The 25,750-nt window shown below is 72.6% G+C and carries 24 protein-coding genes, 1 tRNA gene and 2 pseudogenes; 15 read left to right on the plus strand and 12 right to left on the minus strand.

The genetic code is table 11. The features are described 5' to 3' along the window. Nucleotides 1–28: 28 nt before the first annotated feature. Both ASG32_RS11025 and ASG32_RS11030 read right to left on the minus strand, forming a co-directional pair. The gene (locus ASG32_RS11025; RefSeq protein ID WP_020093732.1) at nucleotides 29–778 is read right to left on the minus strand and encodes a response regulator; all 750 of its coding nucleotides are present in this window, start codon (nucleotides 776–778) and stop codon (nucleotides 29–31) included. A gap of 261 nt (nucleotides 779–1,039) precedes the next feature. Then, entirely contained in the window at nucleotides 1,040–2,020 is a 981-nt protein-coding gene (locus tag ASG32_RS11030; RefSeq protein WP_020093733.1) for a tyrosine recombinase XerC, read from the minus strand. A gap of 104 nt (nucleotides 2,021–2,124) precedes the next feature. Here ASG32_RS11030 and ASG32_RS11035 point away from each other — a divergent pair, with 104 nt between their 5' ends. Then, on the plus strand, nucleotides 2,125–2,445 hold the full coding sequence (locus ASG32_RS11035; protein ID WP_020093734.1) for a YnfA family protein: 321 nt from the start codon (nucleotides 2,125–2,127) through the stop codon (nucleotides 2,443–2,445). Between the two features lie 123 nt (nucleotides 2,446–2,568). Next, nucleotides 2,569–3,192 (plus strand): crossover junction endodeoxyribonuclease RuvC, encoded by a 624-nt coding sequence (gene ruvC / locus ASG32_RS11040; RefSeq protein WP_020093735.1) that lies wholly within the window; start codon nucleotides 2,569–2,571, stop codon nucleotides 3,190–3,192. Nucleotides 3,193–3,209: 17 nt separating this feature from the next. On the opposite strand, the gene ASG32_RS11045 is transcribed toward ruvC, so the two are convergent. After that, nucleotides 3,210–3,293, minus strand: a tRNA-Tyr gene (locus tag ASG32_RS11045). A gap of 289 nt (nucleotides 3,294–3,582) precedes the next feature. Between ASG32_RS11045 and ASG32_RS11050 the strand changes: the two genes are divergently transcribed. From ASG32_RS11050 to ASG32_RS11065, 4 genes are all read left to right on the plus strand, one after another. Next, the gene (locus ASG32_RS11050) at nucleotides 3,583–5,433 is read left to right on the plus strand and encodes a DEAD/DEAH box helicase family protein (protein ID WP_082557826.1); all 1,851 of its coding nucleotides are present in this window, start codon (nucleotides 3,583–3,585) and stop codon (nucleotides 5,431–5,433) included. A 22-nt stretch (nucleotides 5,434–5,455) separates the two neighbouring features. After that, the gene (locus ASG32_RS11055; protein ID WP_042671911.1) at nucleotides 5,456–5,779 is read left to right on the plus strand and encodes a hypothetical protein; all 324 of its coding nucleotides are present in this window, start codon (nucleotides 5,456–5,458) and stop codon (nucleotides 5,777–5,779) included. 121 nt (nucleotides 5,780–5,900) lie between these two features. Next, nucleotides 5,901–6,305, plus strand: a complete 405-nt coding sequence (locus ASG32_RS11060; protein WP_056525658.1) for a DUF3597 domain-containing protein — start codon at nucleotides 5,901–5,903, stop codon at nucleotides 6,303–6,305. Between the two features lie 205 nt (nucleotides 6,306–6,510). Beyond that, nucleotides 6,511–7,182, plus strand: a complete 672-nt coding sequence (locus ASG32_RS11065; protein ID WP_056525661.1) for an ankyrin repeat domain-containing protein — start codon at nucleotides 6,511–6,513, stop codon at nucleotides 7,180–7,182. A gap of 25 nt (nucleotides 7,183–7,207) precedes the next feature. Here ASG32_RS11065 and ASG32_RS11070 read toward each other — a convergent pair whose 3' ends face one another. Next, complete coding sequence (locus tag ASG32_RS11070) at nucleotides 7,208–8,335, minus strand: polyamine ABC transporter substrate-binding protein (protein WP_199866100.1); 1,128 nt, start codon at nucleotides 8,333–8,335, stop codon at nucleotides 7,208–7,210. After that, nucleotides 8,332–8,688: a RidA family protein gene (locus ASG32_RS11075; RefSeq protein ID WP_056525665.1), complete on the minus strand. Its 357-nt coding sequence runs from the start codon at nucleotides 8,686–8,688 to the stop codon at nucleotides 8,332–8,334. The genes ASG32_RS11070 and ASG32_RS11075 overlap by 4 nt, the downstream gene beginning before the upstream one ends. A 182-nt stretch (nucleotides 8,689–8,870) precedes the next feature. Between ASG32_RS11075 and ASG32_RS11080 the strand changes: the two genes are divergently transcribed. Next, nucleotides 8,871–9,134 carry a GlsB/YeaQ/YmgE family stress response membrane protein gene (locus ASG32_RS11080; protein WP_012317940.1) on the plus strand — a complete coding sequence of 88 codons (264 nt, stop codon included), beginning with the start codon at nucleotides 8,871–8,873 and terminating at the stop codon, nucleotides 9,132–9,134. 219 nt (nucleotides 9,135–9,353) lie between these two features. On the opposite strand, the gene ASG32_RS11085 is transcribed toward ASG32_RS11080, so the two are convergent. The 3 genes from ASG32_RS11085 to rpsO all read right to left on the minus strand — a co-directional run bounded on the left by ASG32_RS11085 (nucleotide 9,354) and on the right by rpsO (nucleotide 12,458). Beyond that, entirely contained in the window at nucleotides 9,354–9,575 is a 222-nt protein-coding gene (locus ASG32_RS11085; RefSeq protein ID WP_020093742.1) for a YgaP-like transmembrane domain, read from the minus strand. Between the two features lie 172 nt (nucleotides 9,576–9,747). Further along, nucleotides 9,748–11,967: a polyribonucleotide nucleotidyltransferase gene (gene pnp / locus ASG32_RS11090; protein ID WP_056525668.1), complete on the minus strand. Its 2,220-nt coding sequence runs from the start codon at nucleotides 11,965–11,967 to the stop codon at nucleotides 9,748–9,750. 221 nt (nucleotides 11,968–12,188) lie between these two features. Continuing rightward, on the minus strand, nucleotides 12,189–12,458 hold the full coding sequence (rpsO, locus tag ASG32_RS11095; protein WP_012317943.1) for a 30S ribosomal protein S15: 270 nt from the start codon (nucleotides 12,456–12,458) through the stop codon (nucleotides 12,189–12,191). Between the two features lie 291 nt (nucleotides 12,459–12,749). On the opposite strand from rpsO, the gene ASG32_RS11100 reads away from it, so the two are divergent. From ASG32_RS11100 to ASG32_RS11110, 3 genes are all read left to right on the plus strand, one after another. Beyond that, the gene (locus ASG32_RS11100; RefSeq protein WP_056525671.1) at nucleotides 12,750–14,759 is read left to right on the plus strand and encodes a hypothetical protein; all 2,010 of its coding nucleotides are present in this window, start codon (nucleotides 12,750–12,752) and stop codon (nucleotides 14,757–14,759) included. Continuing rightward, nucleotides 14,756–15,442, plus strand: coding sequence for a hypothetical protein (locus ASG32_RS11105; protein WP_056525674.1), 687 nt, complete (start codon nucleotides 14,756–14,758; stop codon nucleotides 15,440–15,442). The genes ASG32_RS11100 and ASG32_RS11105 overlap by 4 nt, the downstream gene beginning before the upstream one ends. A gap of 115 nt (nucleotides 15,443–15,557) precedes the next feature. Further along, a complete protein-coding gene (locus ASG32_RS11110) occupies nucleotides 15,558–16,952 on the plus strand; it encodes an amino acid permease (protein WP_056525677.1) in 1,395 nt (464 codons plus the stop codon). Here the strand turns inward: ASG32_RS11110 and ASG32_RS11115 are convergent. The 4 genes from ASG32_RS11115 to ASG32_RS11130 form a co-directional block, all read right to left on the minus strand. Further along, a complete protein-coding gene (locus ASG32_RS11115) occupies nucleotides 16,945–17,355 on the minus strand; it encodes a flagellar basal body rod protein FlgC (protein ID WP_020093747.1) in 411 nt (136 codons plus the stop codon). The two genes, ASG32_RS11110 and ASG32_RS11115, sit on opposite strands and share 8 nt — an antisense overlap. 62 nt (nucleotides 17,356–17,417) lie before the next feature. Beyond that, entirely contained in the window at nucleotides 17,418–18,278 is an 861-nt protein-coding gene (locus ASG32_RS11120) for a formyltransferase family protein (RefSeq protein WP_020093748.1), read from the minus strand. Beyond that, nucleotides 18,278–19,045 (minus strand): SDR family NAD(P)-dependent oxidoreductase, encoded by a 768-nt coding sequence (locus tag ASG32_RS11125; RefSeq protein ID WP_056525680.1) that lies wholly within the window; start codon nucleotides 19,043–19,045, stop codon nucleotides 18,278–18,280. The genes ASG32_RS11120 and ASG32_RS11125 overlap by 1 nt, the downstream gene beginning before the upstream one ends. Nucleotides 19,046–19,160: 115 nt before the next feature. Next, entirely contained in the window at nucleotides 19,161–20,468 is a 1,308-nt protein-coding gene (locus ASG32_RS11130; protein ID WP_056525683.1) for a capsular biosynthesis protein, read from the minus strand. A gap of 336 nt (nucleotides 20,469–20,804) precedes the next feature. Here ASG32_RS11130 and ASG32_RS11135 point away from each other — a divergent pair, with 336 nt between their 5' ends. The 5 genes and pseudogenes from ASG32_RS11135 to ASG32_RS35005 form a co-directional block, all read left to right on the plus strand. Further along, entirely contained in the window at nucleotides 20,805–22,307 is a 1,503-nt protein-coding gene (locus ASG32_RS11135) for a capsular biosynthesis protein (RefSeq protein WP_056525686.1), read from the plus strand. A 218-nt stretch (nucleotides 22,308–22,525) separates the two neighbouring features. Continuing rightward, nucleotides 22,526–24,016 (plus strand): LTA synthase family protein, encoded by a 1,491-nt coding sequence (locus ASG32_RS11140; RefSeq protein WP_056525689.1) that lies wholly within the window; start codon nucleotides 22,526–22,528, stop codon nucleotides 24,014–24,016. 223 nt (nucleotides 24,017–24,239) lie between these two features. After that, nucleotides 24,240–24,431 (plus strand): annotated as a pseudogene (locus ASG32_RS33290) (sugar transporter); the annotation flags it as partial. A 23-nt stretch (nucleotides 24,432–24,454) separates the two neighbouring features. Beyond that, on the plus strand, nucleotides 24,455–25,356 hold a 902-nt coding region (locus ASG32_RS11145; RefSeq protein ID WP_244491908.1), incomplete at its 3' end, for a polysaccharide biosynthesis/export family protein. A 1-nt stretch (nucleotide 25,357) separates the two neighbouring features. Continuing rightward, nucleotides 25,358–25,666 (plus strand): annotated as a pseudogene (locus ASG32_RS35005) (sugar transporter); the annotation flags it as partial. Nucleotides 25,667–25,750: the final 84 nt, after the last annotated feature.

The following is a 25,750-nucleotide window of genomic DNA, read 5'->3' on the forward strand; positions in this document are numbered from 1 at the left end:
GCCCGCAGAGCGACGGCCCGGCGCGGGGTCAGGCGATCTTGCGCCTGGAATTCGGCAGGTCGGCGATCCGCAGCAGCGCGCTCGGCGCGGGCGGGGCCGTCAGGGCGTTCAGCAGATACGGCCGACGCAGGCCCAGCGCGTTGTGCAGGGCGAGGTCGATGTCGCGGGCGTAGAACGGCATCCGCAGCACGGCGTCGACGCCGAAGTAGCGGCCGGCCTGTGCGACGGGCTCCAGCTCGGACGTGGTCAGCAGGGTGATCCGGGTCGGGAGGCCGAGGGGCTGGATCTGGCAGGCCAGTTCGAGCCCGTCGATGCCGCCGAGCTTCACGTCGATGAAGGCGAAGTCGTAGGCGGCGAGCTTCAGCTGCTTGAGGGCGTGGCGGCCGTCATCCGTCTCGTCGAGCTCGATCGCGAACCCGCTGCGCGCCACGACGCGGCTGATGGCCGACCGCCCGGCCGGAGTCGAGCAGGCGAGCAGGGCCCGGGTCGGTGCGCGACGGCGGGCATCCGCGTGGAGCAGCGGCTCGATATGGCTCGGGTCGAGGGGCGTCTTCAGGACTTCGTAGGCGCCGAGGCTCGTGGCGATCTCCTGCCAGTGCGGCAGCACGCGGGTCGCCACCAGCACCAGGCAGGGGGGCTCCGCACCCGCCCGGCGCGCGACGGCGACGGCTTCGGGGCCGCTGAGATCGTCGAGCTGCATTCCCACGAAGGCCAGGGTGGGACGGTGGCGGAGGAGGATGTCGCAGAGCGCCTGACCCGAGGTCGCCTCATCGATCACCGCGCTGGGATCGAATCGCAGGACGATCTCTCTCAGGGAGACGCGGCGGCCCGGATCGCAATCCGCGATTACGACACGTGCCGGCGCCCTCCCATCCTGAAGATCCATGACGCCCGCCTAACCCCATCCCGTTCGTTGCCCATATTGGCTGAAGATCGTGACGAAGCTCTTAAAGAGCGGGATTCTGCACTGGGCGAACCGGAAGACGCGCCTATAGACGATGATGAAGGCTCTCGAAGTCGAAGTTTTTAGCAATCTTGCTCAATGGCCAGCCCGCGGATGGGCCGCCGCGTAGGCACTCATGAGGCGGGCGGCGTCGACCTGCGTGTAGAGCTGCGTCGTGGAGAGCGAAGCGTGGCCCAGGAGTTCCTGGATCGCCCGGAGTTCGCCCTGGCGCGCCAGGAGATGGGTTGCGAAGGAATGCCGCAGGGCGTGCGGTGTGGCGCTCTCGGGCAGGCCCAGGGCGCCGCGGGCGCGCGCGACCGTGTACTGGATGATGCGCGGCGAGAGCGGGCCGCCCCGGGCACCGAGAAACAGCGGTCCCTCCGGCGGCAGCGGCAGGGGACAGGCGGCGACGTAGTCCGCCACGGCCTGCGCCACGACGGGCAGGATCGGCACCATGCGCTGCTTGCCGCCCTTGCCGAGCACGGTGACCTGATCGACCCCGGGCAGGGGTGCGTCGCGGCGGGTCAGGCCCAGGGCCTCGGAGATGCGCAGCCCCGCGCCGTAGAGCAGCGCCAGCACGGCGGCGTCCCGGGCGAGGACCCAGGGCTCCCGCTCCTCGCCGGCGCGGATCGCGGTATCGGTCAGCGCCACCGCGGCGGAGACGGGCAGGGGACGGGGAAGCCGCCGCGGGACCTTGGGCGAGCGCACACCGCCCAGGGCCGAGACGGTGCCGAAGCCCTCCCGCTCGAGGAAGCGCGCGAAGGAGCGCAGACCCGCCAGCATGCGCATCAGCGAGCGCCCGGAGACCTCGTCGGCCCGGCGCGCGGCCATGAAGCCGCGGATGTCCCGCACCTTGAGGCCGATCAGCATCGGGATCGTCGGCGTCCCCTGACGGGACGCGAGGTGGTGGAGGAACTGCCGGAGGTCGCGCCCGTACGCCTCGACGGTGTTGGACGACATCCGCCGCTCCCGCGCCAGCGCCTCGATCCAGGCGAGGACGGCGTCGCGGAGGCGGGCGTCCCCCGGAAACAGCAGCCGGTCGCCCTGGGTCTCGCGAGTGCTCGCATGCGTGCTCATGGCGACACTCGACCGGATCCTCCTTGCCGGGAGCTTAATGCCGGTCGCGGTCCGTCCCCGGCGCCGGGCTCGTCCCGCGCGGCGCGCCGTGCCAAGCTGACGCGATGACCCTCCTCGCCTACGCGGCCGCCGCCCTCGCCGAGATCGCCGGCTGCTTCGCGTTCTGGGCCTGGCTGCGGCTCGGGCGGTCGGCCTGGTGGGCGCTGCCGGGCCTCGCCTCGCTGGCGGCCTTCGCGGCCCTCCTGACCCTCGTGGACAGCCCTGCGGCGGGGCGCGCCTTCGCGGCCTACGGCGGCGTCTACGTCGCGGCCTCGGTCCTGTGGCTGTGGCTCGCGGAGGGTCAGCGGCCCGACCGGTGGGACCTCGCGGGCAGCGCGGTCTGCCTCGCCGGAACGGCGCTGATCCTCCTCGGTCGCCGGGGGTGAGTTCGACCCGGCACCGTGCCGGGCCGGCCACGGCCGACCGCTTCCGCGCCCGGAACCTTGGTGAAACCAAGCGTTCACGATACGTACGGCAGCCTCGGGCCGTTCACCGAGCCGTGGAGCCCCATGACCAGCGCCGTCCGCATTCTCGGGATCGACCCCGGACTCCGCCGCACCGGCTGGGGCCTGATCACCGCGCAGGGCACGAAGCTCACCTACGGCGATTGCGGGGTCGTGACCTCGGACGGGGAGCTTCCGCTGGCCCTGCGGCTGCGGGAGCTGTTCGAGGGGATCGGCCGCGTCGTCGAGGCCGTGCGGCCCGACGAGGTCGCCGTGGAGGAGACCTTCGTCAACAAGGACGCCCAGGCGACGCTCAAGCTGGGCCATGCGCGGGCGATGGCGCTGCTCGTGCCGGCCCTCGCCGGACTGCCGGTGTTCGAGTACGCCCCCAACCTCATCAAGAAGACCGTCGCGGGCTCCGGCCACGCCGAGAAGGTGCAGATCCAGGCGATGGTCCGCTTCCTTCTGCCGAAGGCCGAGTTCCGCGTCGCGGACGCCGCCGACGCGCTGGCCATCGCGATCACCCATGCCAGTCACCGGGACGCCCACGCCCTGCGGCAGGCGCATCTGCCGGGGGGCAAGCGCCGCTCGCTCACCGGTCAGGCGGCCGCGGGACAAGGGCTCGAGGGGAAGGGCTTCTCGGCCGCCGCGGCCGCGCGCATCGAGGCCGCTCTGGCGAAACAAGGCTGACGGGATCGGGAAGAACTTGGTGGGGGAAGTAGGACTCGAACCTACGAAGCTTACGCAGCGGATTTACAGTCCGCCCCCTTTGCCGCTCGGGACATTCCCCCAAGGCGGGCATCGCCCGCGGCGCCCTTATGGTGAGGGGTGGGCCGGGTGTCAACGCTTATGGTGGACCGATCCGCCTCGCCGGACGCGGCAATCGTGGAGAGCGGGGCGGTTTCGCTCGGCGTCGCCGCGATCCGGGCGGCCGCGCTTGCCGGGTCGACCCTCTTCCGGCCTCGCGGTGCCCGCGGCTCCGCCATTGGGACGAAAACGCGAACGTTCCGCGACTCCGGGGATTCACAAAGGAATCCGGATCGGCCACGGTGTGGCGATGTCGCCCTGCTTCGCCGGCCCTTGACCCGTCCCGCCCCGTCCCTGCGGTCGCACCAGCGCACGCTGATGGCCCTGGTCGCGGCCATGGCGAGCGGGGAGGCGGCCCATGTCCGGAAGATCCTGGCGGCGGTCACGCCGGGCGGGGGCAAGTCGCTGCTGCCGGTCATCGCCGCGCACCGGCTGATCGAGGCGGGGCTCGTCGAGCGCGTGGTCTGGGTGGTGCCGCGGGATTCCCTGCGGCTGCAGGCCGAGGAAGCCTTCGCCGACCCGCTTTGGCGCGCGGCCTTCGGGCACGCCCTCAGCGTCCGGGCCGCCGACAACGAGCGCGATCCGGCGCGCGGTCTGGCCGGCTACGTCACCACCTATCAGGCCGTCGCCGCCGCCCCGGCGCTCCACCTCGCGGAGGCGCGGGCGCACCGCACCCTGCTGGTGGTCGACGAGGTTCATCACCTGCCGGTCCCCGGTCGCCCGGGCGCCGACGAAGCCTCCGCGGAGGATGCCGAGGCGGGGGCGTGGTCCCGCGCGATGCTGCCCGTCATGGAGGCGGCGACCGTGCGCCTGTACCTGTCCGGGACGCTGGAGCGGGCGGACGGGCGGCGGATCCTCGGGCTGCCCTACCAGCCCGCCGCACCCGGCCGCGGGCCGGAACTCGACCTCGACGCGACCGGCCTCGCGGTCATCGGCTACTCGCGGGCGCAGGCGCTGGCCGAGCGGGCGGTGCTGCCGGTGACGTTCGGCGCCCTCGACGGCGAGGCGAGCTGGCTGGAGGGCGGCCGGATCGCCGGCGACAGCCCGCGCGTCGGGCCGCACCGGCTCGGCGCGGGCGCGGTCCGGATCACCACCCGGCCGGCGCTGTTCACCGCCCTGCGGACCGGCTTCGCCCGCGACCTTCTGAGCGAGGCGTTCTTCGCCACGAAGCGCCTGCGCGCCCGGCGCCGGGCGGAGCGCGATCTCCCGCCCGGCGAACCGGCCCGGGGGCTCGGCAAGCTCCTCGTGGTGGCGCCCGATCAGGCGAGCGCGCGGGCCTATCTCGCGACCCTGCGCGACTGGATGCCGGCGGGGCAGGGCGAGCGCGATGTCCGTCTCGCGACCTCCGGTCAAGGCGACGCCCACGCGGCTCTGGCAGCGTTCCGGCTCACGCCGGAACCGGCCGTGCTGGTGACGGTAGCGATGGCGTACGAGGGGCTCGACGCCCCGGAGGTCGCGGTGGTCGCGGCCCTGACCCATATCCGCTCCCGGCCCTGGCTCGAGCAGATGCTCGCCCGGGCCACCCGGGTCGATCCCCATGCCGGCCCCTACGACGGGCAGCAGGCGCTAATCTTCCACCCCGACGACCCGCTCTTCGCGCGGTTCCGCCTCGAACTCGAGACCGAGCAGGGCAGCAGCGTCCGGCCGCCCCGCGAGCGGCCGGCGAGCGCCGTCGTGCCCGAGCGAACCCGCTGGCGCGACGACGAGCCGGGCGGGATCACGCCCCTGGAGAGCAACGCGATCGGGATGCGCTACGCCCTGCTGCGCCCGCGCCTCCCCGAACCGGTCGCCGCGGCGCCCGCGCCCGAACCGCCCTCCGTCACCGAGCGGACCCTGCGCCAGCGGCTCGCCGCCGCGGTGGCCGCCCAGGCGGTCGAGGACGAGACCTCGCTGCGCGTGCCCCGCGGCGGCAATCTCGCCCACCGCTACAACGCTGTTCTCAAGCGCGTGCTCGGCAAGGGCCGCGCGACCATGACCCTCCCGGAGCTGGAGGCGGCCCTGTCGTGGCTCGAGCGCAACCGCCTCTCCGACCATCTCGACCGCCTCGACGGCGATGCCCGCTACGCGTGGTCGGCCCGGCAGCGCCGCGGGCGCTGGCAGCCGGAGCGCGCCGCCGGCCGCTGAAACGCCCGGGAAGGAGACAGCCGTGACCGAGAGCCTCCCCGCCGCCTTCGCCGCGACACTCGCCGCGTCCGAGCCGCCGAGCGTCTGGGACGCCCCGCTCGCCGCGCTCTGGTGGCTCGCCCGGGACGCGTCCGGCCCGGCCTCCGCCGCCTGGGAGCGGGCGCACCGCCTCGTCCAGGACGCCGGCGGGTCCGACGCGGCCTGGGTCCACGCCCATCTCCACCGGGTCGAGGGCGACGACGGCAACGCGCGCTACTGGTACGCCCGCGCGGGCCGCCCGGTCCCGGACGGCACGCTCGCGGAGGAGCGGGCCGCGCTCGTCCTCGCCCTCTGGCCGAGGTCGTGATCGCTCCGGGCCGCGCCGCGCCGACCGTCCCGAGCCTGCCGAATCGCGGAACGCCAAGGCTCACAGCCAGTTGAATGGCCGCCCGACGCGGAGATCGGGCCTCGATTATCGGAGCGGATCCATGAGCCTCCTCGGCAGCATCGTCAGCAAGATCCTCCATCCGTTCGGTGGCGGCACCGCGGACGCCGCGCCCAACGCCGGCTCCGGCGGCCAGGCCGGCACGAGCACGCCCTCCACGTCGGCCCCCGGCTCGGCCGGCGGCAGCGAGCCCGTGGACGTCGCGGCGGTGCTCACCGGCCTTGCCGAGAAGAACCCGCAGACGCTCGACTGGCGGCACTCGATCGTCGACCTGATGAAGCTGCTGGGCCTCGATTCCGGCCTCGCCGCGCGCAAGCAGCTCGCCGACGAGCTCCACTACACCGGCGACAAGGACGATTCGGCCAGCATGAACATCTGGCTGCACAAGCAGGTCATGCAGAAGCTCGCCGAGAACGGCGGCAAGGTTCCGGACGATCTGAAGCACTAGGTCATCGAGTCCGGGATCGACGAGGCTCGCCGCGGACGGTCTCGACCGGCGCCGCGGCGAGATCGCTTCTTGACCACGTCGTGCGCCGGCGGTGCGCACCGGCGGCGACACTTGCGGAGGGGGCCTTGCGGCGCCTCCGTGTTTATCGGTCACATGACCCGCGTCACGCAGCGCCGAATCAGGCGGCGCCGAGGAGCGAACGGTCATGGAGACCCCGACCGGAGACCACAGCGGCGCGTTCGAGGCGTCCCCGCTCGCCGCGATCGCCGCGGCGGTCGCCCGCGGTGACGTCGCGCGCATCGCCGCGCTGGCGCCCGGCCTGGATCTCTCCGTCCGCGGCGGCCGGAACCTCACCCTGCTCGAATGGGCGATCTGGAACGCGCGGCCGCGCGCGCTGTCGGCCCTGCTCGACGCGGGGGCGGACCCGTCTGTGCCGGGGCTCGATCAGGAGACCGCGCTGCACATGGCAGCGATGGTCGAGGATCCGACCTACCTGGAGATCCTGCTGCGCCACGGCGCGCCGGTCGACCCGGCGAGCCCGCGCGGTCAGTGGACGCCGCTGTTCCGCGCCGTACAGAACCGGCGCGAGGCGCATATCGGGCTGCTGCTGCGGGCCGGCGCGGACCCGAACCGGGTCGACGCCACCGGCAACTCGCTGCTCCACGTGGCGGCACAGGTCGGCGCGGCCAATCCCTGGGTGCTGAGGCTGCTCGAGGCCGGGGTCGACCCGACCCTGCGCAACGCGCAGCAGAAGACCTTCCAGCCGTACTTCTTCACCACCCCCGAGCGCCTGCTCAACGCTTCCGGGCGCGAGACCCGCGCGGCGGTCCGCGCGTGGCTCGCCCGCAGCGGCGTGCCGGCGGATCCGGAAGGCTGACGGCCCCCTCCGACGCCGATCCGCGTCAGCGCCCGGTGCGGACCCGGGTCCAGAGGCGGGTGACGAAGCGCTGGGTGCGGTCGTCCCAGGCGGTGTTGATGGACAGGCGCTGCATCGTCGCCTCGTCCGGATAGATGCCGGGATTGCTCAGGATCTCGGGCTTCACGAACCTCTTCGCCGCGAGGTTGCCGCTGGCGTAGGAGACGAAGTTGGTGTTGGCCGCCGCCACCTCGGGCCGCATCATGTAGTCGATGAAGGCCAGCGCCTCGGCCGGGTGGGCGGCATCCTTCGGGATCGCGAAGGTGTCGAACCACATCAGGGCGCCTTCCTTGGGCACGACGTAGGCGATGTCGATCCCGTTCTTGGCCTCCTCGGCCCGGCGCTTGGCCTGCATGATGTCGCCCGAATAGCCGACGGCCAGGCAGATATCGCCATTGGCCAGCGCCTGGATGTATTCCGACGAGTGGAACTTCCGCACGGCGCCGCGCACCTTGTAGAGGGCGTCGGTCACCAGGGTCATGTCGTCCCAGCGCTTGGAATCCGCCTTCGCGCCGAAGGCCGGGAGCATGCTGGGGATCAGGTCCTCGGGGCTGTCGAGCACCATGATCCCGCACTCCTTCAGCTTGTTGGCCGAAGCAGGATTGAGGACGACGGACCACGAATTGACCGCCGCGCCGGCGCCCAGGCGCTCGCGCACCGCGGCGACGTTGTAGCCGATGCCGGTCGTGCCCCACATGTAGTCGACCGCGTAGGTGTTGCCGGGATCGTAGGCCGCCAGCCGGCTGGTCACCTCGGGCCAGAGGTTGCCGAGGTTCTTCAGCTTGGACTTGTCGAGGGGCAGGAACGCGCCGGCCCGGATCAGCCGCTGCAGGTACGGTCCCGACGGCACGACGATGTCGTAGCCCGACCGGCCGGCGAGCAGCTTGGTCTCCAGGATCTCGTTGTTGTCGTAGGTGTCGTAGACGACCTTGATCCCGGTCTCGCGGGTGAAGGCCTCGAGCACCTGCGGGTCGATATAGTCCGACCAGTTGTAGATGTTGACGACCCGCTCCTCGGCGGCCGGTGCCGGCCGCACGAGGGGCAGGACCGCCAGGAGCCCTCCCGCGAGGACGGCCGCGGCCGCCGCCAGGACGGTCCGACGCGGGCCGATCACCGGCTCCTCGCGGCCACGATCATGATCTCGACCAGGTACTCCGGCGCGGCGAGCTTGGCCTCGACGGTGGCGCGGGCCGGCGCGTTCTCCGGAGACACCCAGGCGTCCCAGGCGGCGTTCATCTCCGCGAACGTCGCGATGTCGGCGAGGTAGATGGTGGCCGAGAGGATCCGCGCCTTGTCGCTGCCGGCCGCGGCGAGCAGCCGGTCGATCTCCGACAGGATCTGCTGGGTCTGGATCGTGACCCCGGTGCCGACCGTGTCGGACGCGACCTGCCCGGCGAGGTAGACCATGTCGCCGAAGGTGACGGCCTGCGACATCCGCTTGCCCGGCTCGATCCGCTGAATGTCCATACCCGTCTCCACATCCTCGAGAACCGGCGTATCTGCCGCCGCACCGGCCCGGCCGTAAAGGGCCGCGCGCGCACGCGCCGCGGGAACCCGAGGAAAATCGTCATCGGCGGTCGGGGTGCGGGCAACCGTCGCGGGCCTCGAAGCGTTCTGCCGCCATCGACAATCACGCCTTGGGGTCAGTCATGGGTATTCTCTGGACCATCATCATCGGGTTTCTCGCCGGCGTCATCGCCAAGTTCCTCATGCCGGGCCCGAACGAGCCCGCCGGCTTCATCCTGACCACGATCCTCGGCATCGTCGGCGCCTTCGTGGCGACCTTCCTGGGCCAGGCGATCGGCTGGTACGGGCCGAACCAGGGCGCGGGCTTCATCGGCGCCATCGTGGGGGCCGTGGTCGTGCTGTTCATCTACGGCCTGATCGCCGGCCGCCGCACCACCACCTACTGACCCGTCCGGCAGGTCCGGATACGACGAGGGGCGCCCCGCGGGGCGCCCCTTTTTTTTGACCGACGCATTCCGGTAGCGAGTCTCAACACAGCGCTCTCCGTCATCACGAGCGCAGCGACGTGACCCAGGGCAGCGCAACGATGTCGAACGTCGCGCTGCCTGGATTGCTTCGCTGCGCTCGCAAAGACGGAGGCGCCGAAGCCCTCCGAGGGCTGAGGCTCAGAGATGCTCGGACGCGGCCTTCACGGCGCAGTGGCCGGTGGCGCCGCGCACGGCGAGGCCCACGCCGACCACGAGGGCCAGCAGGCTCAGGAGCTTGTTGGGACGGGGCTGCGCGGCGGCGGCGGCGATGCCGAGGCCCAGCGCCACCGAGACGGCGCGCTCCGTCGTCGACAGGTTCGGCTGCCCGCTGAAGATGTCGTGCATCATGTCGTTGGCCATGAGGGTCTCCGATTGGGAAGTCGCGGGGGAACGCGGCATCCGGCGCCCCGTTCCCGGCCGACGACCGGTGTGACCCGACCTCGACGGGGCAACAAAAAGGGCGCGGCCCCGGAGGACCGCGCCCGTCTAAGACATCCCCGCCGACCGAGGCCGGCGCGGGCGTCCCGCGTGCTTACTCGCCGGCCTCGCGGCGGCGCTCGCCACGGTGGCGGCCGCCCTCGCGGGGCTCGCGCGGCTCGTCGCCGCGCTCGGCCCGGTCGGCGTCGCGCTGAGCCTTCACCTTCTCGGTGATGTCCTCGCCGGTCTGCTGGTCGACGACCTTCATGGACAGGCGGATCTTGCCGCGGTCGTCCTGACCGAGGAACTTCACCTTGACCTTGTCGCCTTCCTTGACGACGTCCGTCACCTTGGCGACCCGGTTCGCGGCGAGCTCCGAGATGTGGACGAGGCCGTCCTTGGCGCCGAAGAAGTTCACGAAGGCGCCGAACTCCATGCACTTCACGATCGTGCCGTCGTAGATCACGCCGACCTCCGGCTCCGCCACGATCGAGCGGATCCAGTTGTAGGCCGCCTTGATCGCCTTGCCGTCGGCCGAGGCGATCTTCACGACGCCCGTGTCCTCGATGTTGATCTTGGCGCCGGTCTTCTCGACGATCTCGCGGATCACCTTGCCGCCGGTGCCGATCACGTCGCGGATCTTGTCCGTCGGGATCTGCATCGTCTCGATGCGCGGCGCGTACTCGCCGAGTTCCGGACGGGCCGCCGTCAGGGCCTTGGCCATCTCGGCCAGGATGTGGGCGCGGCCGTCCTTCGCCTGGGCGAGGGCGATCTTCATGATCTCCTCAGTGATGCCGGCGATCTTGATGTCCATCTGGAGCGAGGTCACGCCCTCGTCCGTGCCGGCCACCTTGAAGTCCATGTCGCCGAGGTGATCCTCGTCGCCGAGGATGTCGGACAGGACCGCGAAGCGCTCACCCTCCAGGATGAGGCCCATGGCGATGCCCGCCACCGGACGGCGCAGCGGCACGCCGGCATCCATCAGCGACAGCGAGCCGCCGCAGACCGAGGCCATCGAGGACGAGCCGTTGGACTCGGTGATCTCCGACACGACGCGGATCGTGTAGGGGAACTCGTGGGCGGGCGGCAGGACCGGGCGGATCGCCCGCCAGGCGAGCTTGCCGTGGCCGATCTCGCGGCGGCCCGGCGAGCCCATCCGGCCGGTCTCACCGACGCTGTAGGGAGGAAAGTTGTAGTGGAGCAGGAAGCGCTCCTTGTAGGTGCCTTCCAGCGCGTCGATGAACTGCTCGTCCTCGCCGGTGCCCAGCGTCGCCACGACCAGCGCCTGGGTCTCGCCGCGGGTGAACAGGGCCGAGCCGTGGGCGCGGGGCAGGACGCCGACCTCGGAGAGGATCGAGCGGACCGTCTTCACGTCGCGGCCGTCGATGCGGGCGCCGCTGTCGAGGATGTTCCAGCGGACCACCTTCGACTGGGCCTCCTTGAAGGCGGCCTTGACCTTCTCGGCCGGGAACTTCTCGGCGCCCTCGGGGCAGAGGGCGGCCATCACCTTCGCCTTCACGGCGTCGACGGCGGCGTAGCGCTCCTGCTTGACGGTCTTGGTGTAGGCGGCGCGGAGCTCCGCCTCGCAGACCTCCAGGACGGCCTTCTCGACGTCGGCGTTCTCGGGGGCCTTGAAGTCGCGCGGCTCCTTGGCGGCCTTCTCGGCGAGGCGGATGATCGCCTCGATCACCGGCTGGAAGTGCTTGTGGCCGAACATCACGGCGCCGAGCATCACCTCCTCGGAGAGCTCCTTGGCCTCCGACTCGACCATCAGCACCGCGTCCTGCGTGCCGGCGACGACGAGGTCGAGGCTCGACTCTTCCTTGGTCTCGGTGACCAGCGGGTTCAGCCGGTAGCCGCCGTTGATGTAGCCGACGCGGGCGCCGCCGATCGGGCCCATGAACGGCACGCCCGAGATGGTCAGGGCCGCGGAGGCCGCGACCATCGCGACGATGTCGGGATCGTTCTCGAGATCGTGGGTCAGGACGGTGACGACGACCTGCGTGTCGTTGCGCCAGCCGTCGATGAAGAGCGGGCGGATCGGGCGGTCGATGAGGCGGGAGACCAAGGTCTCCTTCTCGGAGGGACGGCCCTCGCGCTTGAAGTAGCCGCCCGGGATGCGGCCGGCGGCGTAGGCGCGCTCCTGGTAGTTCACGGTGAGCGGCATGAAGTCGATGCCGGGCTTCGGCTCCTTGGCGGCGACCACGGTCGCGAGCACCGAGGTCTCACCGTAGGTGGCGATGACGGCGCCGTCGGCCTGGCGCGCGACCTTGCCGGTCTCCAGGACGAGCTTGCGGTCGCCCCACATCAGCTCTTCGCGTTGAACGTCGAACATTCTCAATCTCTTCCTTGCCTGCGGCGGGCCCAAGCCCGGCGCCGCCCGGGGGCAAGACGGCGAGACACTGCGCCCGATAACGCTCGGCGAAGTGTCTCGCGATCCTGCCCCGACGCTGGCGCCTCGAAGCGGCCCGCTTGACGGACGGCCGGACCCATTCCGGCAGCCCGCGATGGTGAAACGCGGCCCCGGGCCGGGCCCGGAACCGCGCGAGACGTGCCTTAGCGGCGGATGCCGAGACGCTCGATGAGGGCGCGGTAGCGGGCCTCATCCTTGCGCTTGACGTAATCGAGCAGCGAGCGGCGCTGCGAGACCAGCTTCAGGAGGCCGCGGCGGGAATGGTTGTCCTTGCCGTGGGTCTTGAAGTGGCCGGTGAGGTTGGTGATCCGCTCGGTGAGGATCGCCACCTGGACCTCGGGGGACCCGGTGTCCTTGGCGTCCTTGCGGTGTTCCTTGATGAGCGCGGTCTTGCGCTCTGCCGTGATCGACATCGCGTGCCTTTCGGGTTGTGCTGGTCGGATGCGGCGCCCCAAACGGGCGCGCGCGGGCTCGGCGTTCGGCCGGTGCCGGGATGTCGTCCAGCACGGTCACAGCGCCAAGCGGCTCAAGCCCCGCCCGGCAACCCGGGTCGAGGCCGCGCGATCCATACACGAAACCGACGGTTATGCCAGTCCCGAGCCGGGCGGGCCGCAGCGGTGGTGCGTCGCGGCTGTCCGGGCCCGTCCAAAGAACGGTTAACGCCGCCGTGCTACCCGGAACCGCTCACGCGACGCGGCCCGGCGATGAACGGCACCTTCTCGGATGCGTGCGGCGTCGCCGTCGCGACGCTGCTCGGTATCCCCCTCGTTCTCCTGCCGGGCTACGCCCTGGGCGGCCTGACCGGCATCCTCGGGTTCCGCACGCTCGCGCCCGGCGACCGCCTCCTGTGCGGGGCGCTCCTCGGGATCGGGCTGCTGCCGGCCCTTGACAGCCTGCTGATCCAGGCGGGCGGCGTCCCGGTCGCGGCCCTCGCGACCGGCGCCCTCGGGCTCGCCGCGCTGCGGCCGGTCGCGCGGAGCCTGCGCGAGTCCCTCGACCGGGCGGCGCTCGCCCTCGCGCTGCTCTGGCTCGGCGTCGTGGCCTACGCGCTGATCGACGTCGATACCGGCACCGCCCTCTACCGGCCCGTGACGATCATCGACCTCGTCAAGCACGCCGCCCTGACCCGCGCGATCATGGAGCACGGATTGCCGCCGGTGGACCCGTTCTTCGCCCGGCCCGAGCGGGCGGGCTACTATTACGGCTTCTACACGCTCACCGCCCTGGTCGACTGGGCGGGCGAACGGCTGGTCGACGGGCGGACCGCCTTCGCGGGCGTGGCCTTCTGGACCGGCCTCGCGCTCCTCGGCCTGATCGACCGTCTGCTCGCGGCGACCGGACTCGTCGCGGACGCCGCGCCCCGGCTCGTGCGCCGCGCGGTGCTGATGCTGCTGCCGGCCGGAAGCCTCGACATCCTGCTGGTCCTCGCCGACCGGACGACGTCCGGGACTTGGCTGCCGGTCCCGGAATGGCTGAACGAGCAGGTCCTCAACTGGCCGGCCTCGCTGGTCTGGGTGCCGCACCACGTCGCCGGCGCCCTGGCCGGGTGGCTCGGACTCCTGGCCCTGGCGGAGGTCGCGGACCGGACACGGCCGGACAGGCGCGCGGAGGCGGCGGCGATCGGCGTCGCGGCACTCGCCTTCGCGGCCTGCGCGGGCCTGTCCGTCTGGGTCTGCCTCGGCACGGCGGGTGCGGCCGGTGCCTGGCTGGTGCTGCTCGGCCTGGAGCGCCGCTGGCGCGCCGCGGCCCGGCTGGCGGTTGCCGGCCTGCTCAGCGCCGCGCTGGCCGCCCCTTACCTGCTGAGCGTCCTGGCCAACCGGACCGACGGCGGCGCGCCGATCCGGTTCTCGATCCGGCGATTCGGGCCGCTCGACGGCCTCGTCGACGAGCCGGCCCTGAGCGCGCTCCGCCTGATCCTCCTGCCGCTGAACTACTACACGGCCCTGGGGGTCTGCGCCGCCGGTGCGCTGCTGTTCTGGCGCCTCGTGCCGCGCCGGGAGGCGCACGGGCGCGAGGCCGGGCGCCTGCTCACGCTCTGCGCCGCGGCGAGCCTGCTCCTCGGCGGCGTCCTGCGCTCGGCGATCCTCAACAACGACCTCGGCGCGCGCGTGGTCCTGCTCGCGCAGGTCGCGACCCTGGTCTGGACCGTGGTGGCCCTGACCCGCCTGAGCGAGGCGCGGCGGCTCCGGTTCCCCGGTCTCCTCGCCGCGCTGCTGATCCTCGGCTACGCGACGACCCTCTACGGCTTCGTCGGGATGCGCGCCTATCCCGCCTCGGACCGGCCCGCCTTCGCCCGCCTCGCCGGCCGTCCCGATATCGACCGGGCGCTGCGCGCGGCCTACGCCTGGGCGGGCACGCACCTGCCCCGGGACCTGGTGCTGCAGCAGTCGCCGGTGCCGCACCGGGTGTTCGATTTCGGGCTCTACGGCCTCCAGCCGACGGGGGTGGCCGACGCGGAGGCGCGCCTGTTCGGCGCCCCGCCGGACGCCGTGGCGTCGCGGCTCGCCGACGTCGCGCCGGTCTTCCGCGACCGCCTGGACGGCGCCGATGTGCGGCGGCGCGCCGAAGCGGCCGGGATCGGCGCCCTGGTCGTCACCGCGCAGGACGCCCCCTGGAGCAGCCCCGATTCCTGGGTCTGGCGCAGCCCCGCGGTCTACGCCGATCCGCTCGTCCGGATCCTGCGGGTCCAGGATCTCCGTGGAGGATCTCCGTGACTGAACCCAGTCCCGCGGCACCCACCCGCCCGCGCGCCGGGCAGGCCCTGCGCTGGCTCTGCGCCCAGGCGCTGCTGCAGGCCGGCGCCGTCGTCGTCGGCTTCGCCTGCTTCGTGCTGCTGTTCCAGACGGATCTGTGGTCCGGCGTGACGATCCTGTTCTACCGCGGACTGATCCTGCTCGCGGTCGCCTTCCTGCTGACCCTGGCGGTCACGGCGGCGCTGGCCGGGCTCGGCCGGGCCTGGGGATTGCGCCGACGGGACGCCCTCGGCGCCTGCGTCCTGTCGCTGTCCCTGAACCTCAGCGCCTTCGTGATCCTGCCGGTGACGGTCGACCGGTCGATCAGCGTGTTCCTGCTCGGCCAGATGGCCGCCCATCCCGGGGAGCGCTTCACGCCTGAGCGCGCGCGGGCGGTGTTCGAGCGGGTCTATCTCGGCGAGTTCCGGCAGATGGAGCGGCGCTTGGCCGAGCAGCAGGCCTCCGGCAACGTCGCGCGAGCGGGTGACGGCTACGTCATCACCTCGCAGGGCAGCGCCTTCATCCGCTTCTGCGGCCTCGTCGCCCGGGCGTTCCGGACCGACACCCGGATGATCGCCGCCGCACCGTCCCCGCCCGGCGGAGGCGACTCGGAAGCGCGCGGCGGGGCCCCTGAACCCGATCCCGTGGGCGCGGTGCGGCGGTAGGCTGTATCGACTCGGGATGAGGACGGTGCGGCGCCGGTCCGGGCGGTTCCGCGGAGGCCGCCGTCCGGGCATGAAAAGTGCCGGGTGACGGTCCGGGCGAGGGAGAACGGACGCGATGGCGGAGTCCGCGGTGACCACGGGTGAACGGGCGGGCGCGGGGGCGGGGCGCGGACTCGCCCGGAGCCTCACCGCGCCGGGCCTCGTCGCCATCGGCCTCGGCGCCACGATCGGCGCCGGCATCTTCGTGCTCACCGGGACGGCGGCGGCGCAGTACGCGGGCCCGGCGCTCAGCCTCTCCTTCGTGATCGGCGGCGTCGCCTGCGGCCTCGTCGGCCTGTGCTACGCCGAGCTGGCCGCCATGATCCCCGAGCCGGGATCGACCTACACCTACACCCGCGCGAGCCTCGGGCGGCTTCCCGCCTGGATCATCGGCTGGGACCTCGTCCTCGAGTTCGCCGTGGCGGCGGCGACCGTGGCGGTGGGCTGGTCGGGCTACGCGCAGTCCCTCGCGGCGGAGTTCGGCCTGCGCCTGCCGCCGGCCCTGGCCGGGGCGCCCGGCGCCGGCGGCCTCGTCAACCTCCCGGCGGCCGGGATCGTGCTGCTGCTCAGCGCCCTGCTGATGCGCGCCACCGCGGAGGCGTCCCTGGTCAACGGCCTGCTGGTCGCCTGCAAGGTCGCGATCATCCTGGCTTTCGTGGGTGTCGGCGTGGCCCATCTGCGGCCCGAACTCTGGCACCCGTTCGTGCCGGAGAATGCCGGGACCTTCGGCGCCTACGGCTGGAGCGGCGTGTTCCGCGGCGCCGCAGTGGTGTTCTTCGCCTTCGTGGGCTTCGAGACCGTGGCGACGGCCGCGGGCGAGTGCCGGGCGCCGCAGCGCGACGCGCCGGTCGGCCTGATCGGGTCGCTGCTGATCACCACGATCCTGTACGTGTCCATGGCGGCCGTCCTCACGGGACTCGTGGCCTATCGCGACCTGGACGTCGCCGACCCGGTGGCCAAGGCGGTCGACGTGATCGGCCTGACGGGCTTCGCCACGATCATCAAGGCCGGCGCCCTGATCGGTCTGACCACCTCGGCGCTGACCGCTCTCTACGGGCAGAGCCGGATCTTCTTCGCCATCGCCCGCGACGGGCTGCTCCCGAGGATCTTCTGCCGGGTCCATCCAGTAACGCGGGTGCCCGTGGCGAGCCAGCTGGTGATCGGCCTGTTCACGGCGGCCGTGGCGGGGCTCGTGCCCATCGACGTCCTGGGCGAGATCGTCAGTATCGGCACGCTCCTGGCCTTCTGCCTTGTCTGCGCGACGGTGCTGATCCTGCGCCGGACCGCTCCGGACCGGGCGCGCCCGTTCCGCGTGCCGGCGGTGACCCTCATCGCGGGACTGGGGATCCTGTCCTGCGTCACGCTGATGGCCTCGCTCCCGGCCGACACCTGGATCCGCCTCGCGGTCTGGCTGGCGATCGGCCTCGCGATCTACGCCGGCTACGGCCGGCGGCACGGCCGGCTCAGCTGATCAGGTTGATGGTGGCCTGCGCGAGCGTCTTGATCGAGGCCGAGGCGCTCAGGCTCAATTCGTAGTTCCGGACCACCCGCTGGAGGTCGGCCGATTCGACCGCGACGTTGACGTTCGGCAGACGGACATAGCCGGTCGGGTCGGCCCCGGGATTGGTCGGGTCGTAGCGGGTGCGGAAGCCGGTGGTGTCGCGGACGATCCGGCCGACCGGGTCGCGGGGGCTGTCGGCCGCCACCGGGGCGAACACCGCGATCTTGCGGGCGTAGGGGGCACCGCCCGGGGTGGTCGGGACCGAATCGGCGTTGGCGAGGTTCTCGGAGATCGCGCGGATCCGCCCGCTCTGCACCTGCCGGCCGGCGGCCAGGGCGCCGGCGGCCGAGTTGAGGGCGCTGGTATCGGGCATGCGCGGGCCCTGTCGACGGCGAGGATCTGACCGAATCCTTGCCGAACAGCATTAACCGGGGGTTAAGACGCCCGCGCGGAGAGGCTCAGCGCGTCCCGAAGATCCTGCCCGTCGGTCAGGCGGAGGCCGCGGCGGCGCAGCGCGGCCAGCATCGCGCGGTCGGGGAACGGGCAGTAGGGCAGAACGGGCTCGGACCGCCCCTCCGGCAGGGTTCCGCTCCGGGTGACGTCCTCGAGCAACCGGTCGAGCATCCCGCGCCCGTGGGCGTGGAGCGCCACCGAGGCCCGGGTCGCGGTGGTACCCTCGGGCAGCGCCAGCGCCTCCTGGGCGAGGATCGCGCCGGTGTCGATCGCGGCCGCCAGCCGGTGCAGGGTCATGCCGAACTGCCCGGGCCCGTCGGCCAGCGCGTGGATCGTCGGCACCGGGCCCCGGTGGCGTGGCAGCAGGCCGGGATGCCCGTTGATCCCGCCGAGCCGCGCCAGCCCGATGGTCTCGGGCTTCAGGATCTGGTCGAAATGGTAGGTGAGGATCAGGTCCGGCGCCGCGTCCCGGAGGGCCCGCGCGACGTCGGGACCGTTGACGTCGTCGACCGTCAGGGTCGGGACGCCGAGGCGGCGGCACAGGGTCCTGAGCGGCGTCGCCTCCGGCGCGTCGCCGCTTCCCGACGCCGCCTGGGTCAGGGGCGCCAGGGGCCGCAGCAGGTCCGGCAGGCCGAAATTGACCGCGAGGTAGGGCAGGATCCCGGGGCCCGAGCGCGCGAGGTGCCGCCGGATCTGCCCCGTGAGGCCGCCGCTCGACGGCCGCTCGGCGTTGGAGAGCCCGACCAGCGCGATGTCGGCCCGGAGATCGGCGACGAGCCGGCGCACCGCGCGGGCGTTCGGCAGCGCCTCCAGAACGAACAGCGCGATCCGGGGTCGCGCCATCAGCGCCGCTTCCGGCGCTGGAAACGGAAGGCGTAGAGGCCGGCCTTGCGGACGTTCTCGGGCAGGAGCAGCACGGTGCGCGCGAGCGCCGTGAGGATGAACGGGAACGCGATCACGTCGCGGTTGGCCGCGATGCCCTTGGCGATCCGCACGGCCGCCTCCTCGGCGCTGATCTCGAGCGGCCGCCAACCCTTGAGCTCGCCGCCCATCGGCGTCTTCACGTAGCCCGGGGTGACGACGTTGACCTTCACGCCGCGGGGCGCGACCTTCTGGCGCAGGGCGAGACCGTGGGCGACGAGCGCGGCCTTGGCACCGCTATAGGCCGGCGCGTCCTGGAGCGGCGCGTAGGCCGCGAGCGACGACAGCAGCACGATCTGGCCGCGCCCGCGCTGGAGCATCAGCGTCAGGGTGGGCAGGATCACGTTGAGTGTGCCGGTGTAGTTGATGTCGGCGGTCTCGAAGGCCACGTCCTCGGCCTCCACCTGCCCTTCCTGGTTGCCGCCGTTCACCGCCGCGTTGGCGATGACGAGGTCGAGGGGGGCCTCGGCATCCGACCGGTGGACCAGCGCCACGGTGGCGGCCCGGTCGCGGGTGTCGAGGCGGGCGGTCTCGACGGCGGCGCCGCTGGCGCGGCAGTCCCGGGCAACCGCCTCCAGCCGCTCGGCGTTGCGGCCGACGAGGATGAGGCTCGCGCCGGTTTGCGCGTAGTGGCGCGCCAGCGCGGCGCCGATGCCGCTCGACGCGCCGGTGATCAGAATGCGGGGCATGGGGCGGGTTACGCCGCCGCGCGGGGAAAGATCAAGGCCGGGAACGGCTCACCGGCGGTTAAACGCGCTTCAAAGGCCGCCGAATGGCGACGGCTCGGGAGCCGGGCGAGCCCGGTCAGTAGACCGGCGCGAGCTCGCCGTCGCGCTCGGCCACCTCACTCACCGCCCGCGCCGCCGCCAGCATCGCGTCGGGGAGGGCGGCCTCCATCCGCGGTACCGAGCCGGCCACCGCGCGGTCGATCGCCTCCTTGGAGAAGAAGCCGCCGTTGACCTGGGTCCGGTGCAGGACCACGCGGCGGAAATCCGCCATCAGGTCCGTCTCCGGCGGCGTCGGATTCTTCCAGAAGCTGTCGAGGTCGCCCTGATGGGTCAGGCCGGCCATGTTGTAGATCGCGGTGCCGACCGCGTGGGTCGGGCAGCCCATCTCCAGGGACAGCATCCCCACCGTCGAGTTGACGATGACCACGCCGCGGGCGCCCTTGATCAGGGCCGGCAGGTCGCCGCCGTCGATGAAGTCGAGCCGGTCGCTGACGCCGTGGCGGCGGGCCGAGGCGCGGGCGAACTTGCGCCAGTTGATCAGGCCGCTGTCGAGCGGGTGCAGCTTCACCAGCAGCCGGGTCGGCGCCGACGAGCCGTCCGCGAAGGACTTGATCACCCGGTCCATGAAGCCCTCGACGCCGAGGAACGGCGAGTGGACCCGGATCTGGTAGTCGCTGTCGAGCTGCAGCGGCAGCAGGAAGTAGTCGCAGCCGACCGCGCGGTAGATCTCGTCGCAGCGCGCCGCCTCGCGGCGGGTATGCGCGCGGCGGGCGAACTTCTTGATCCAGCCCGCATACTCGGCCGCGATATGGGTCGGCCGGTGGCTGCGGAAATGGGGGAAGAGGTAGGGGAACAGGACGTTGGCGAGGTTGTAGCCGACGTCCCAGACGCTGCGCCGGGCCATGTCGCCCGTGGAGGGCATCGCCCGGCCGGGTTGCGGCAGGCGCCGCGCCAGGGCGCGGATCTCGGCGGCCGTCCGGGGGAGGGACGAGAAGCCGTTCACGCCGCCCAGCTCGCAGGTGATCCAGTTCGGGCGGATATAGCCCTCCTCGAACACGTGCACCCGCAGGCCGCGATACTCGGCGATCATGCGGGCCGCCTTGTGGAACGGCCGGCAATCGCCGAACAGCACGATGTCGGTCACGCCCTCGCGGTCGAGATAGGCGTCGAGATACTCGCCCCAGGTCTCGCGGCGACCGCGGTAATTATCGGCCTCGCCGCTCCAGAACAGCCAGTCGCCGGGGCAGAGATTGATGCGCCGGACAGAGTGTCCCCGCGCGCGCAGCGCCTGTCCGAGATCGGAGAAGAACGGCGTCGCGATGCCCTGCAGGAAGAGGAAGGTCGCGGGGCGGTCGCGGAGGGCGTCGAGGGCGGGCTGTTGCATTCCGCGGCGCTTCTGTCCTTGACCCTGGGCCGGATGAACCGAACCGGCGAGAGACTCTTGAGGTGGCACGGTGCCCGGCGAGCCCGCAATCCGAAGCCATGCCGCGGCATGGCGTTTCCGCGCCGGCGTGGCCCGTCTGCAACGGTCCCGCGTCTGCGGCCTAGCCTCCGGAATAGGCGGGCAATCGCGGCGACGATATGTCCAAATCCTTTCCAGGACATGGCGACGGCGACGCGCGCTCAGGTTGTCCCCGCGTTGCATCACCATCCCATGCCGGCGAAAATGCGCTACAGGCCTGTTCCGCACCTCACCCGACCGGAGCCGGACGCACCCACCATGCCCGCAGACCCGACCCCGTCGCTCTACGCGACCGGCCGCACGATCCGCCGCCTGCGGGCGGAGATCGAGGCCGCGACGGGCCTCGCCTTCGGTCCGGCGCGCCCCGGCGCCGTCGGCGCGACCTGGGGCGCGGGGAGCCTCGCCGGGCGCCTGCTGGCGCTGACGGGGCGGCGCCGGCTCGTGGTCGCGCCCGGGCCGCTCCTGAGCCCCTACGACTCGCCGGAGTCCGGCTTCGCATCCCTGCGGATCACCCTCGACGGGGCGCCTCTCGGCGGGGAGGGCGGCGTCCATTACCTCGACCCCTGGACCGGGGCGCCGATCGACCGCGCTACCTGCGCCGAGCGGGTGGCGTGGCTCGCCACGCGCTTTGCCGAGAACGACCGGCGGGTGGTCTATGTCGGGATGTCGCGCTGGAAGCGGCCCGCCCTCGACGTCCTGGGCGCGGGCCCCGCCGGCCGGCCGATCCACACCATGACCACCGAGGCCGCGATCGCCGCGGGACAGCGCCACGGCGGCCGCCTCCTCGCCTGGGCGACGCGGGCGCCAGGTCAGCTCGAGGAAGCCTGCGCGCGGGCCGGCCTGCCGCTGGCCCGCGTGGAGGACGGGTTCCTGCGCTCCGTGGGGCTCGGCGCCAGCCTGCAGCCCGGCGCCTCCATCGTGGTGGACGACCTCGGCATCTACTACGACCCGCGCCGGGAGAGCCGCCTGCAGCGGCTGCTCGCCGAGGCCGACTTCACCCCGGACCTCGTCGCCCGGGCGCGGCGCCTGCGCGAGGAGGTCGTGGCGCGCCGGCTCAGCAAGTACAATGTCGGCCTCGACGCCGCCGCGCTCGACTGGCCGGCCGGCCGGCGGATCGTCCTCGTTCCCGGCCAGGTGGAGGACGACGCCTCGGTGCGCCACGGCTCGCCGCTGGTCCGCTCCAACCGGGCGCTGCTGGAGGCGGCGCGGCGGCGCAACCCGGACGCGTTCCTGCTCTACAAGCCGCATCCCGACGTGGAGGCCGGCTTCCGGCCCGGCATCATCCCGGAGGCGGAGGCCCTGACCCTGGCCGACCGGATCGTGGGCGGCATCAGCATCGTCGACCTCCTCGACCGGGTGCATCACGTCGAGACCATGACGTCGCTCGCCGGGTTCGAGGCCCTGATCCGCGGCCTCACCGTGGCGACCCACGGCCGGCCGTTCTACTCCGGCTGGGGCTTGTCGGAGGATCTCGCGCCGGGCGCCGACCGCGGCCGCCGGCTGAGCCTCGACGAGCTGGTGGCCGGCGCCATGATCCTCTACGCGCGCTACCTCGACCCGGTGGCGATGAAGCCGTGCACGCCGGAACAGCTCCTCGACCGCCTCAGCGCGGCCCGGGCGGCGGCGCCGCGCAACGCCCTCTCCCTCGGCCGGACGGCCCACCTCGTGATGCGTGCCCGCTACGGCCTCCTCAATCCCGTCGTGCGGGCCCTGCGCAGCCGGCGCGGCGTCGGCCGCGAGGCCGGCGGCGGACCGCGCTAGGGCGGGGCGCGCGGCGCGAATCCGGTTCCGCGAGCCCCTGATGTGACACCAAAGCGATAGCGCGCGCTGCTAGAGTCCGCCCGCAGCCGCCCGCCCCGGGGCCGTTTCCGATCATTCCGGATCAGGAACGGCTCGCAAGCCCTTGCTCCCGCGCGCTGTTTCCTGCCGGACCGGATGCCGGCGGCGAGCAGGCCCGCCCCACGCCGAGTGCCCGTGTCTTGACGACGTTCCTCATCGCCACCGGTCTCGCGCTCGCCGTGTGCCTCGCCCTGGAGGTGTTCGCGGGCGACTCGACCACCCGGGCGAGCCTCGCGCCCCGGGATCTCGGCCTGCGGCTGCTCGGCTACCTGCTGATCCTGCTGTTCTGGTTCGAGTTCTCCTGGCGGCCCTGGCTCGCGGGGCTGACCTGCGTGATCACCGTGGCGATCCTGATCGTCGTCAGCCGCGCGAAGCGCTCGGTGATCGGCGAGCCGCTGCTGTTCAGCGATTTCGCCCTGTTGCCCCAGGTGCCGCGGCATCCGCAGCTCTACTACATCCCGCCCCTGTGGGACCCGCGCATCGCCGTGCCGGTCCTGCTCACCGCGGCGTTCACCGCGCTTTGGTACTGGATCGAGCCGAGCGTGCTGCCCGCCGCGACCCTGCCGCGGGTGCTGGCGATGCTCGGCCTCCCGCTCGCGCTCTGGCTGCTGGTCAAGGCCGCCCCGCGGCCGCCGCTCGCCCGGCTGATCGCCCGCTGGTTCCCCGAGCCCGACCTGGAGGCCGACGTGACCCGGGTCGGCCTCCCGGCGAGCCTCCTCGGCTACACCGCCCGCGCGATGGCGGGCGGCGTGCCGGTGCCCGCGGCGCCGACGCTGCCGGAGGGCCCGGGCGACGATGTCGTCGTGGTGATCCAGCTCGAATCCTTCGTCGATCCGGAGCGGCTCGGCGGCGCGAAACTGCCGGCGATGGACCTGTTCCGAACCCGGGCCGCGCAGTACGGGCGCCTGCGGGTTCCGGCGCACGGCGCCTACACGATGCGCAGCGAGCACGCGGTGCTCACAGGCCGTCCGTCCGAGAGCCTCGGCTTCGGCCGCTACGACCCCTACACGTCCCGCAGCGGCGACGAGCCGACGAGCCTCGCCCGGCTCGCCGGGAGTCGGGGCTTCGGGACCCTGTTCCTGCACCCGTTCCACCGCGACTTCTTCCGCCGGGCGCGGGTGATGGAGGCCTTCGGCTTCGCCGATCTCGTGATGGGCGAGGCGTTCGCGGAGGCGCCGCGCGTCGGGCCCTATGTCGGGGACGTCGCCCTCGGCGCGCGCCTCCTCGCGGAAGTCCGGTCCCGGCGCGCGCCGCTGTTCCTGTTCTGCGTGACCATGGAGAACCACGGCCCCTGGAAGCCCGGGCGGCTGCCGGGCATCGACGATCCGCAGGCGCAGTACCTCCATCACGTCGCCAATACCGGGCGGATGGTCGAGGATCTCGTCGCGGGCCTGGATGCCGTCGCCCGCGAACGCGGCCAGACCATCACGCTCTGCGTGTTCGGCGACCACGCACCGTCGCTGCCGAGCTGCAAACCGGGCTTCGGCGGGCGGACGACCGAGTACGCCCTGTTCCGCTTCGGCCGCCCGCAGGCGGTCCCGCGCCGCGCCGACATCGCCGCCGACGAGCTCGGTCGGGCGCTCCGCGGGGCCCTCGCGACGGCACCTGCGGACATCACCACGGGGACATGATACGGTTAAGCTTGCGCGGCATAAGCGTGGCCGTGCCACGCTGGTGACGCATTGCCCGCGGATAGCGCGACCGTCCGCACGGCGGCCGCCGCACCGGCGCGGTCGTTAAAGCGATCGCAGCGTTTGGCGGTCAAACTGGGTATCCCGGCCCGGGCCAGCGATGGCGCGGGCTCGGCGAGGAGAAATCTTTGTGATGCTGCGTAAGACGGCGTGCACCGCCCTGATGGCCGCCCTCGCGGCTGGATCTGCCGGCGGCTGCACGTACATGCCCGCGGCGGGTCCGACGGCGAGCGCGATCCAGGCCGGGGCCGAGGTCGCCACGGCCGACGGCGGGATCCTTGCCCGCTACGAGATCATCGACGTCACCCCCTCCGTGGTCGAGGCCCTGCGCGGCCGCCCCCTCGACAGCCTGCTCCCCTAGAATATGCTCGTCGCCGCCTGCCCGCGGCGGGTCCGACGGCGAGCGCGATCCAGGCCGGGGCCGAGGTCGCCACGGCCGACGGCGGGATCCTTGCCCGCTACGAGATCATCGACGTCACCCCCTCCGTGGTCGAGGCCCTGCGCGGCCGCCCCCTCGACAGCCTGCTCGCCTCCTTCGGCGACCATCGCCCCTCCTCCGAGCCGGTSATCGGCATCGGCGACATGGTCTCGGTCTCCATCTGGGAGGCCGGRTCCGGCGGCCTGTTCTCCGGACCCCTCGTCGCCGACCGCTTCTCCGCCGGATCCAAGTCCGCCCTCATCCCCGAGCAGCCCGTCGGGCGCGACGGCGCCATCTCGGTGCCCTATGCCGGCCGCATCAAGGTCGCCGGCCGCCGCACCCAGGACGTCCAGGCGCTCATCGAGAACGAGCTCGCCGGCAAGGCCATCCAGCCCCAGGTGCTGGTCTCGGTCACCCGCCCGATCTCCCAGGCCGTCACCGTCACCGGCGAGGGCGCCGCCGGCGCCCGCCTGCCGCTCTCGGGCCACGGCGACCGCATCCTCGACGTCATCGCCGCCGCCGGCGGCAACCGCGCGCCGGTCAACGAGACCTTCGTGCGGCTCTCGCGCGGGCCGGTGACCGCGACCGTGCCGCTGACCACRGTGGTGTCGAACCCGCGTGAGAACATCTACCTGCGGCCCAACGACGTGCTGACGCTCGTGCGCGACCCGCAGACCTTCATCGCGGTGGGCGCGCTGGGCAACAGCACCGAGCTGCCGTTCCAGGCCGACGGCATCACGCTGGCGCAGGCGCTGGCCAAGGCGCGCGGCCTGTCGGACTTCGCCGCCGACCCGGCCGGGACGTTCATCTTCCGGTTCGAGCCGGCCAGCGTCGTGCGCCGGCTCAGCCCCGGCTCGAAGCTNCGCGGCCTGTCGGACTTCGCCGCCGACCCGGCCGGGACGTTCATCTTCCGGTTCGAGCCGGCCAGCGTCGTGCGCCGGCTCAGCCCCGGCTCGAAGCTGCTCGGCACGCCTCTGGTGCCGGTGGTCTACCGGATCGACATGCGCGAYCCCAACAGCCTGTTCGTGTCCCAGGCGTTCCGGATGCGCAACCGCGACCTGATCTACGTGTCGAACGCGCCCTTCACCGAGGTCCAGAAGGTCCTCACCGCCTTCAACGGCGTCACCGGACCGGTCGCCTCCGCCGCGACGGCCTACGCCTACGCCAAGTAGGGACCAGGTCGTCGACAGGACCGCCGCGGAAAAAAATCGCGTTTCGCCGCGTCCTCGCGTATGGGCACTGGGTGCGGGGCGGGA

Origin of the sequence: Methylobacterium sp. Leaf361 (assembly GCF_001424445.1) — a bacterium.
In the GTDB taxonomy this organism is placed as follows: domain Bacteria; phylum Pseudomonadota; class Alphaproteobacteria; order Rhizobiales; family Beijerinckiaceae; genus Methylobacterium.

Bases quoted from the DNA above. Each gene is read 5' to 3' on its own strand.
- ASG32_RS11030 (WP_020093733.1), bottom strand. From the start codon at position 2,020: ATGAGCACGCATGCGAGCACTCGCGAGACCCAGGGCGACCGGCTGCTG.
- ASG32_RS11035 (WP_020093734.1), top strand. From the start codon at position 2,125: ATGACCCTCCTCGCCTACGCGGCCGCCGCCCTCGCCGAGATCGCCGGC.
- ruvC (WP_020093735.1), top strand. From the start codon at position 2,569: ATGACCAGCGCCGTCCGCATTCTCGGGATCGACCCCGGACTCCGCCGC.
- ASG32_RS11060 (WP_056525658.1), top strand. From the start codon at position 5,901: ATGAGCCTCCTCGGCAGCATCGTCAGCAAGATCCTCCATCCGTTCGGT.
- ASG32_RS11065 (WP_056525661.1), top strand. From the start codon at position 6,511: ATGGAGACCCCGACCGGAGACCACAGCGGCGCGTTCGAGGCGTCCCCG.
- ASG32_RS11075 (WP_056525665.1), bottom strand. From the start codon at position 8,688: ATGGACATTCAGCGGATCGAGCCGGGCAAGCGGATGTCGCAGGCCGTC.
- ASG32_RS11080 (WP_012317940.1), top strand. From the start codon at position 8,871: ATGGGTATTCTCTGGACCATCATCATCGGGTTTCTCGCCGGCGTCATC.
- ASG32_RS11085 (WP_020093742.1), bottom strand. From the start codon at position 9,575: ATGGCCAACGACATGATGCACGACATCTTCAGCGGGCAGCCGAACCTG.
- pnp (WP_056525668.1), bottom strand. From the start codon at position 11,967: ATGTTCGACGTTCAACGCGAAGAGCTGATGTGGGGCGACCGCAAGCTC.
- rpsO (WP_012317943.1), bottom strand. From the start codon at position 12,458: ATGTCGATCACGGCAGAGCGCAAGACCGCGCTCATCAAGGAACACCGC.
- ASG32_RS11100 (WP_056525671.1), top strand. From the start codon at position 12,750: ATGAACGGCACCTTCTCGGATGCGTGCGGCGTCGCCGTCGCGACGCTG.
- ASG32_RS11110 (WP_056525677.1), top strand. From the start codon at position 15,558: ATGGCGGAGTCCGCGGTGACCACGGGTGAACGGGCGGGCGCGGGGGCG.
- ASG32_RS11115 (WP_020093747.1), bottom strand. From the start codon at position 17,355: ATGCCCGATACCAGCGCCCTCAACTCGGCCGCCGGCGCCCTGGCCGCC.
- ASG32_RS11120 (WP_020093748.1), bottom strand. From the start codon at position 18,278: ATGGCGCGACCCCGGATCGCGCTGTTCGTTCTGGAGGCGCTGCCGAAC.
- ASG32_RS11125 (WP_056525680.1), bottom strand. From the start codon at position 19,045: ATGCCCCGCATTCTGATCACCGGCGCGTCGAGCGGCATCGGCGCCGCG.
- ASG32_RS11130 (WP_056525683.1), bottom strand. From the start codon at position 20,468: ATGCAACAGCCCGCCCTCGACGCCCTCCGCGACCGCCCCGCGACCTTC.
- ASG32_RS11135 (WP_056525686.1), top strand. From the start codon at position 20,805: ATGCCCGCAGACCCGACCCCGTCGCTCTACGCGACCGGCCGCACGATC.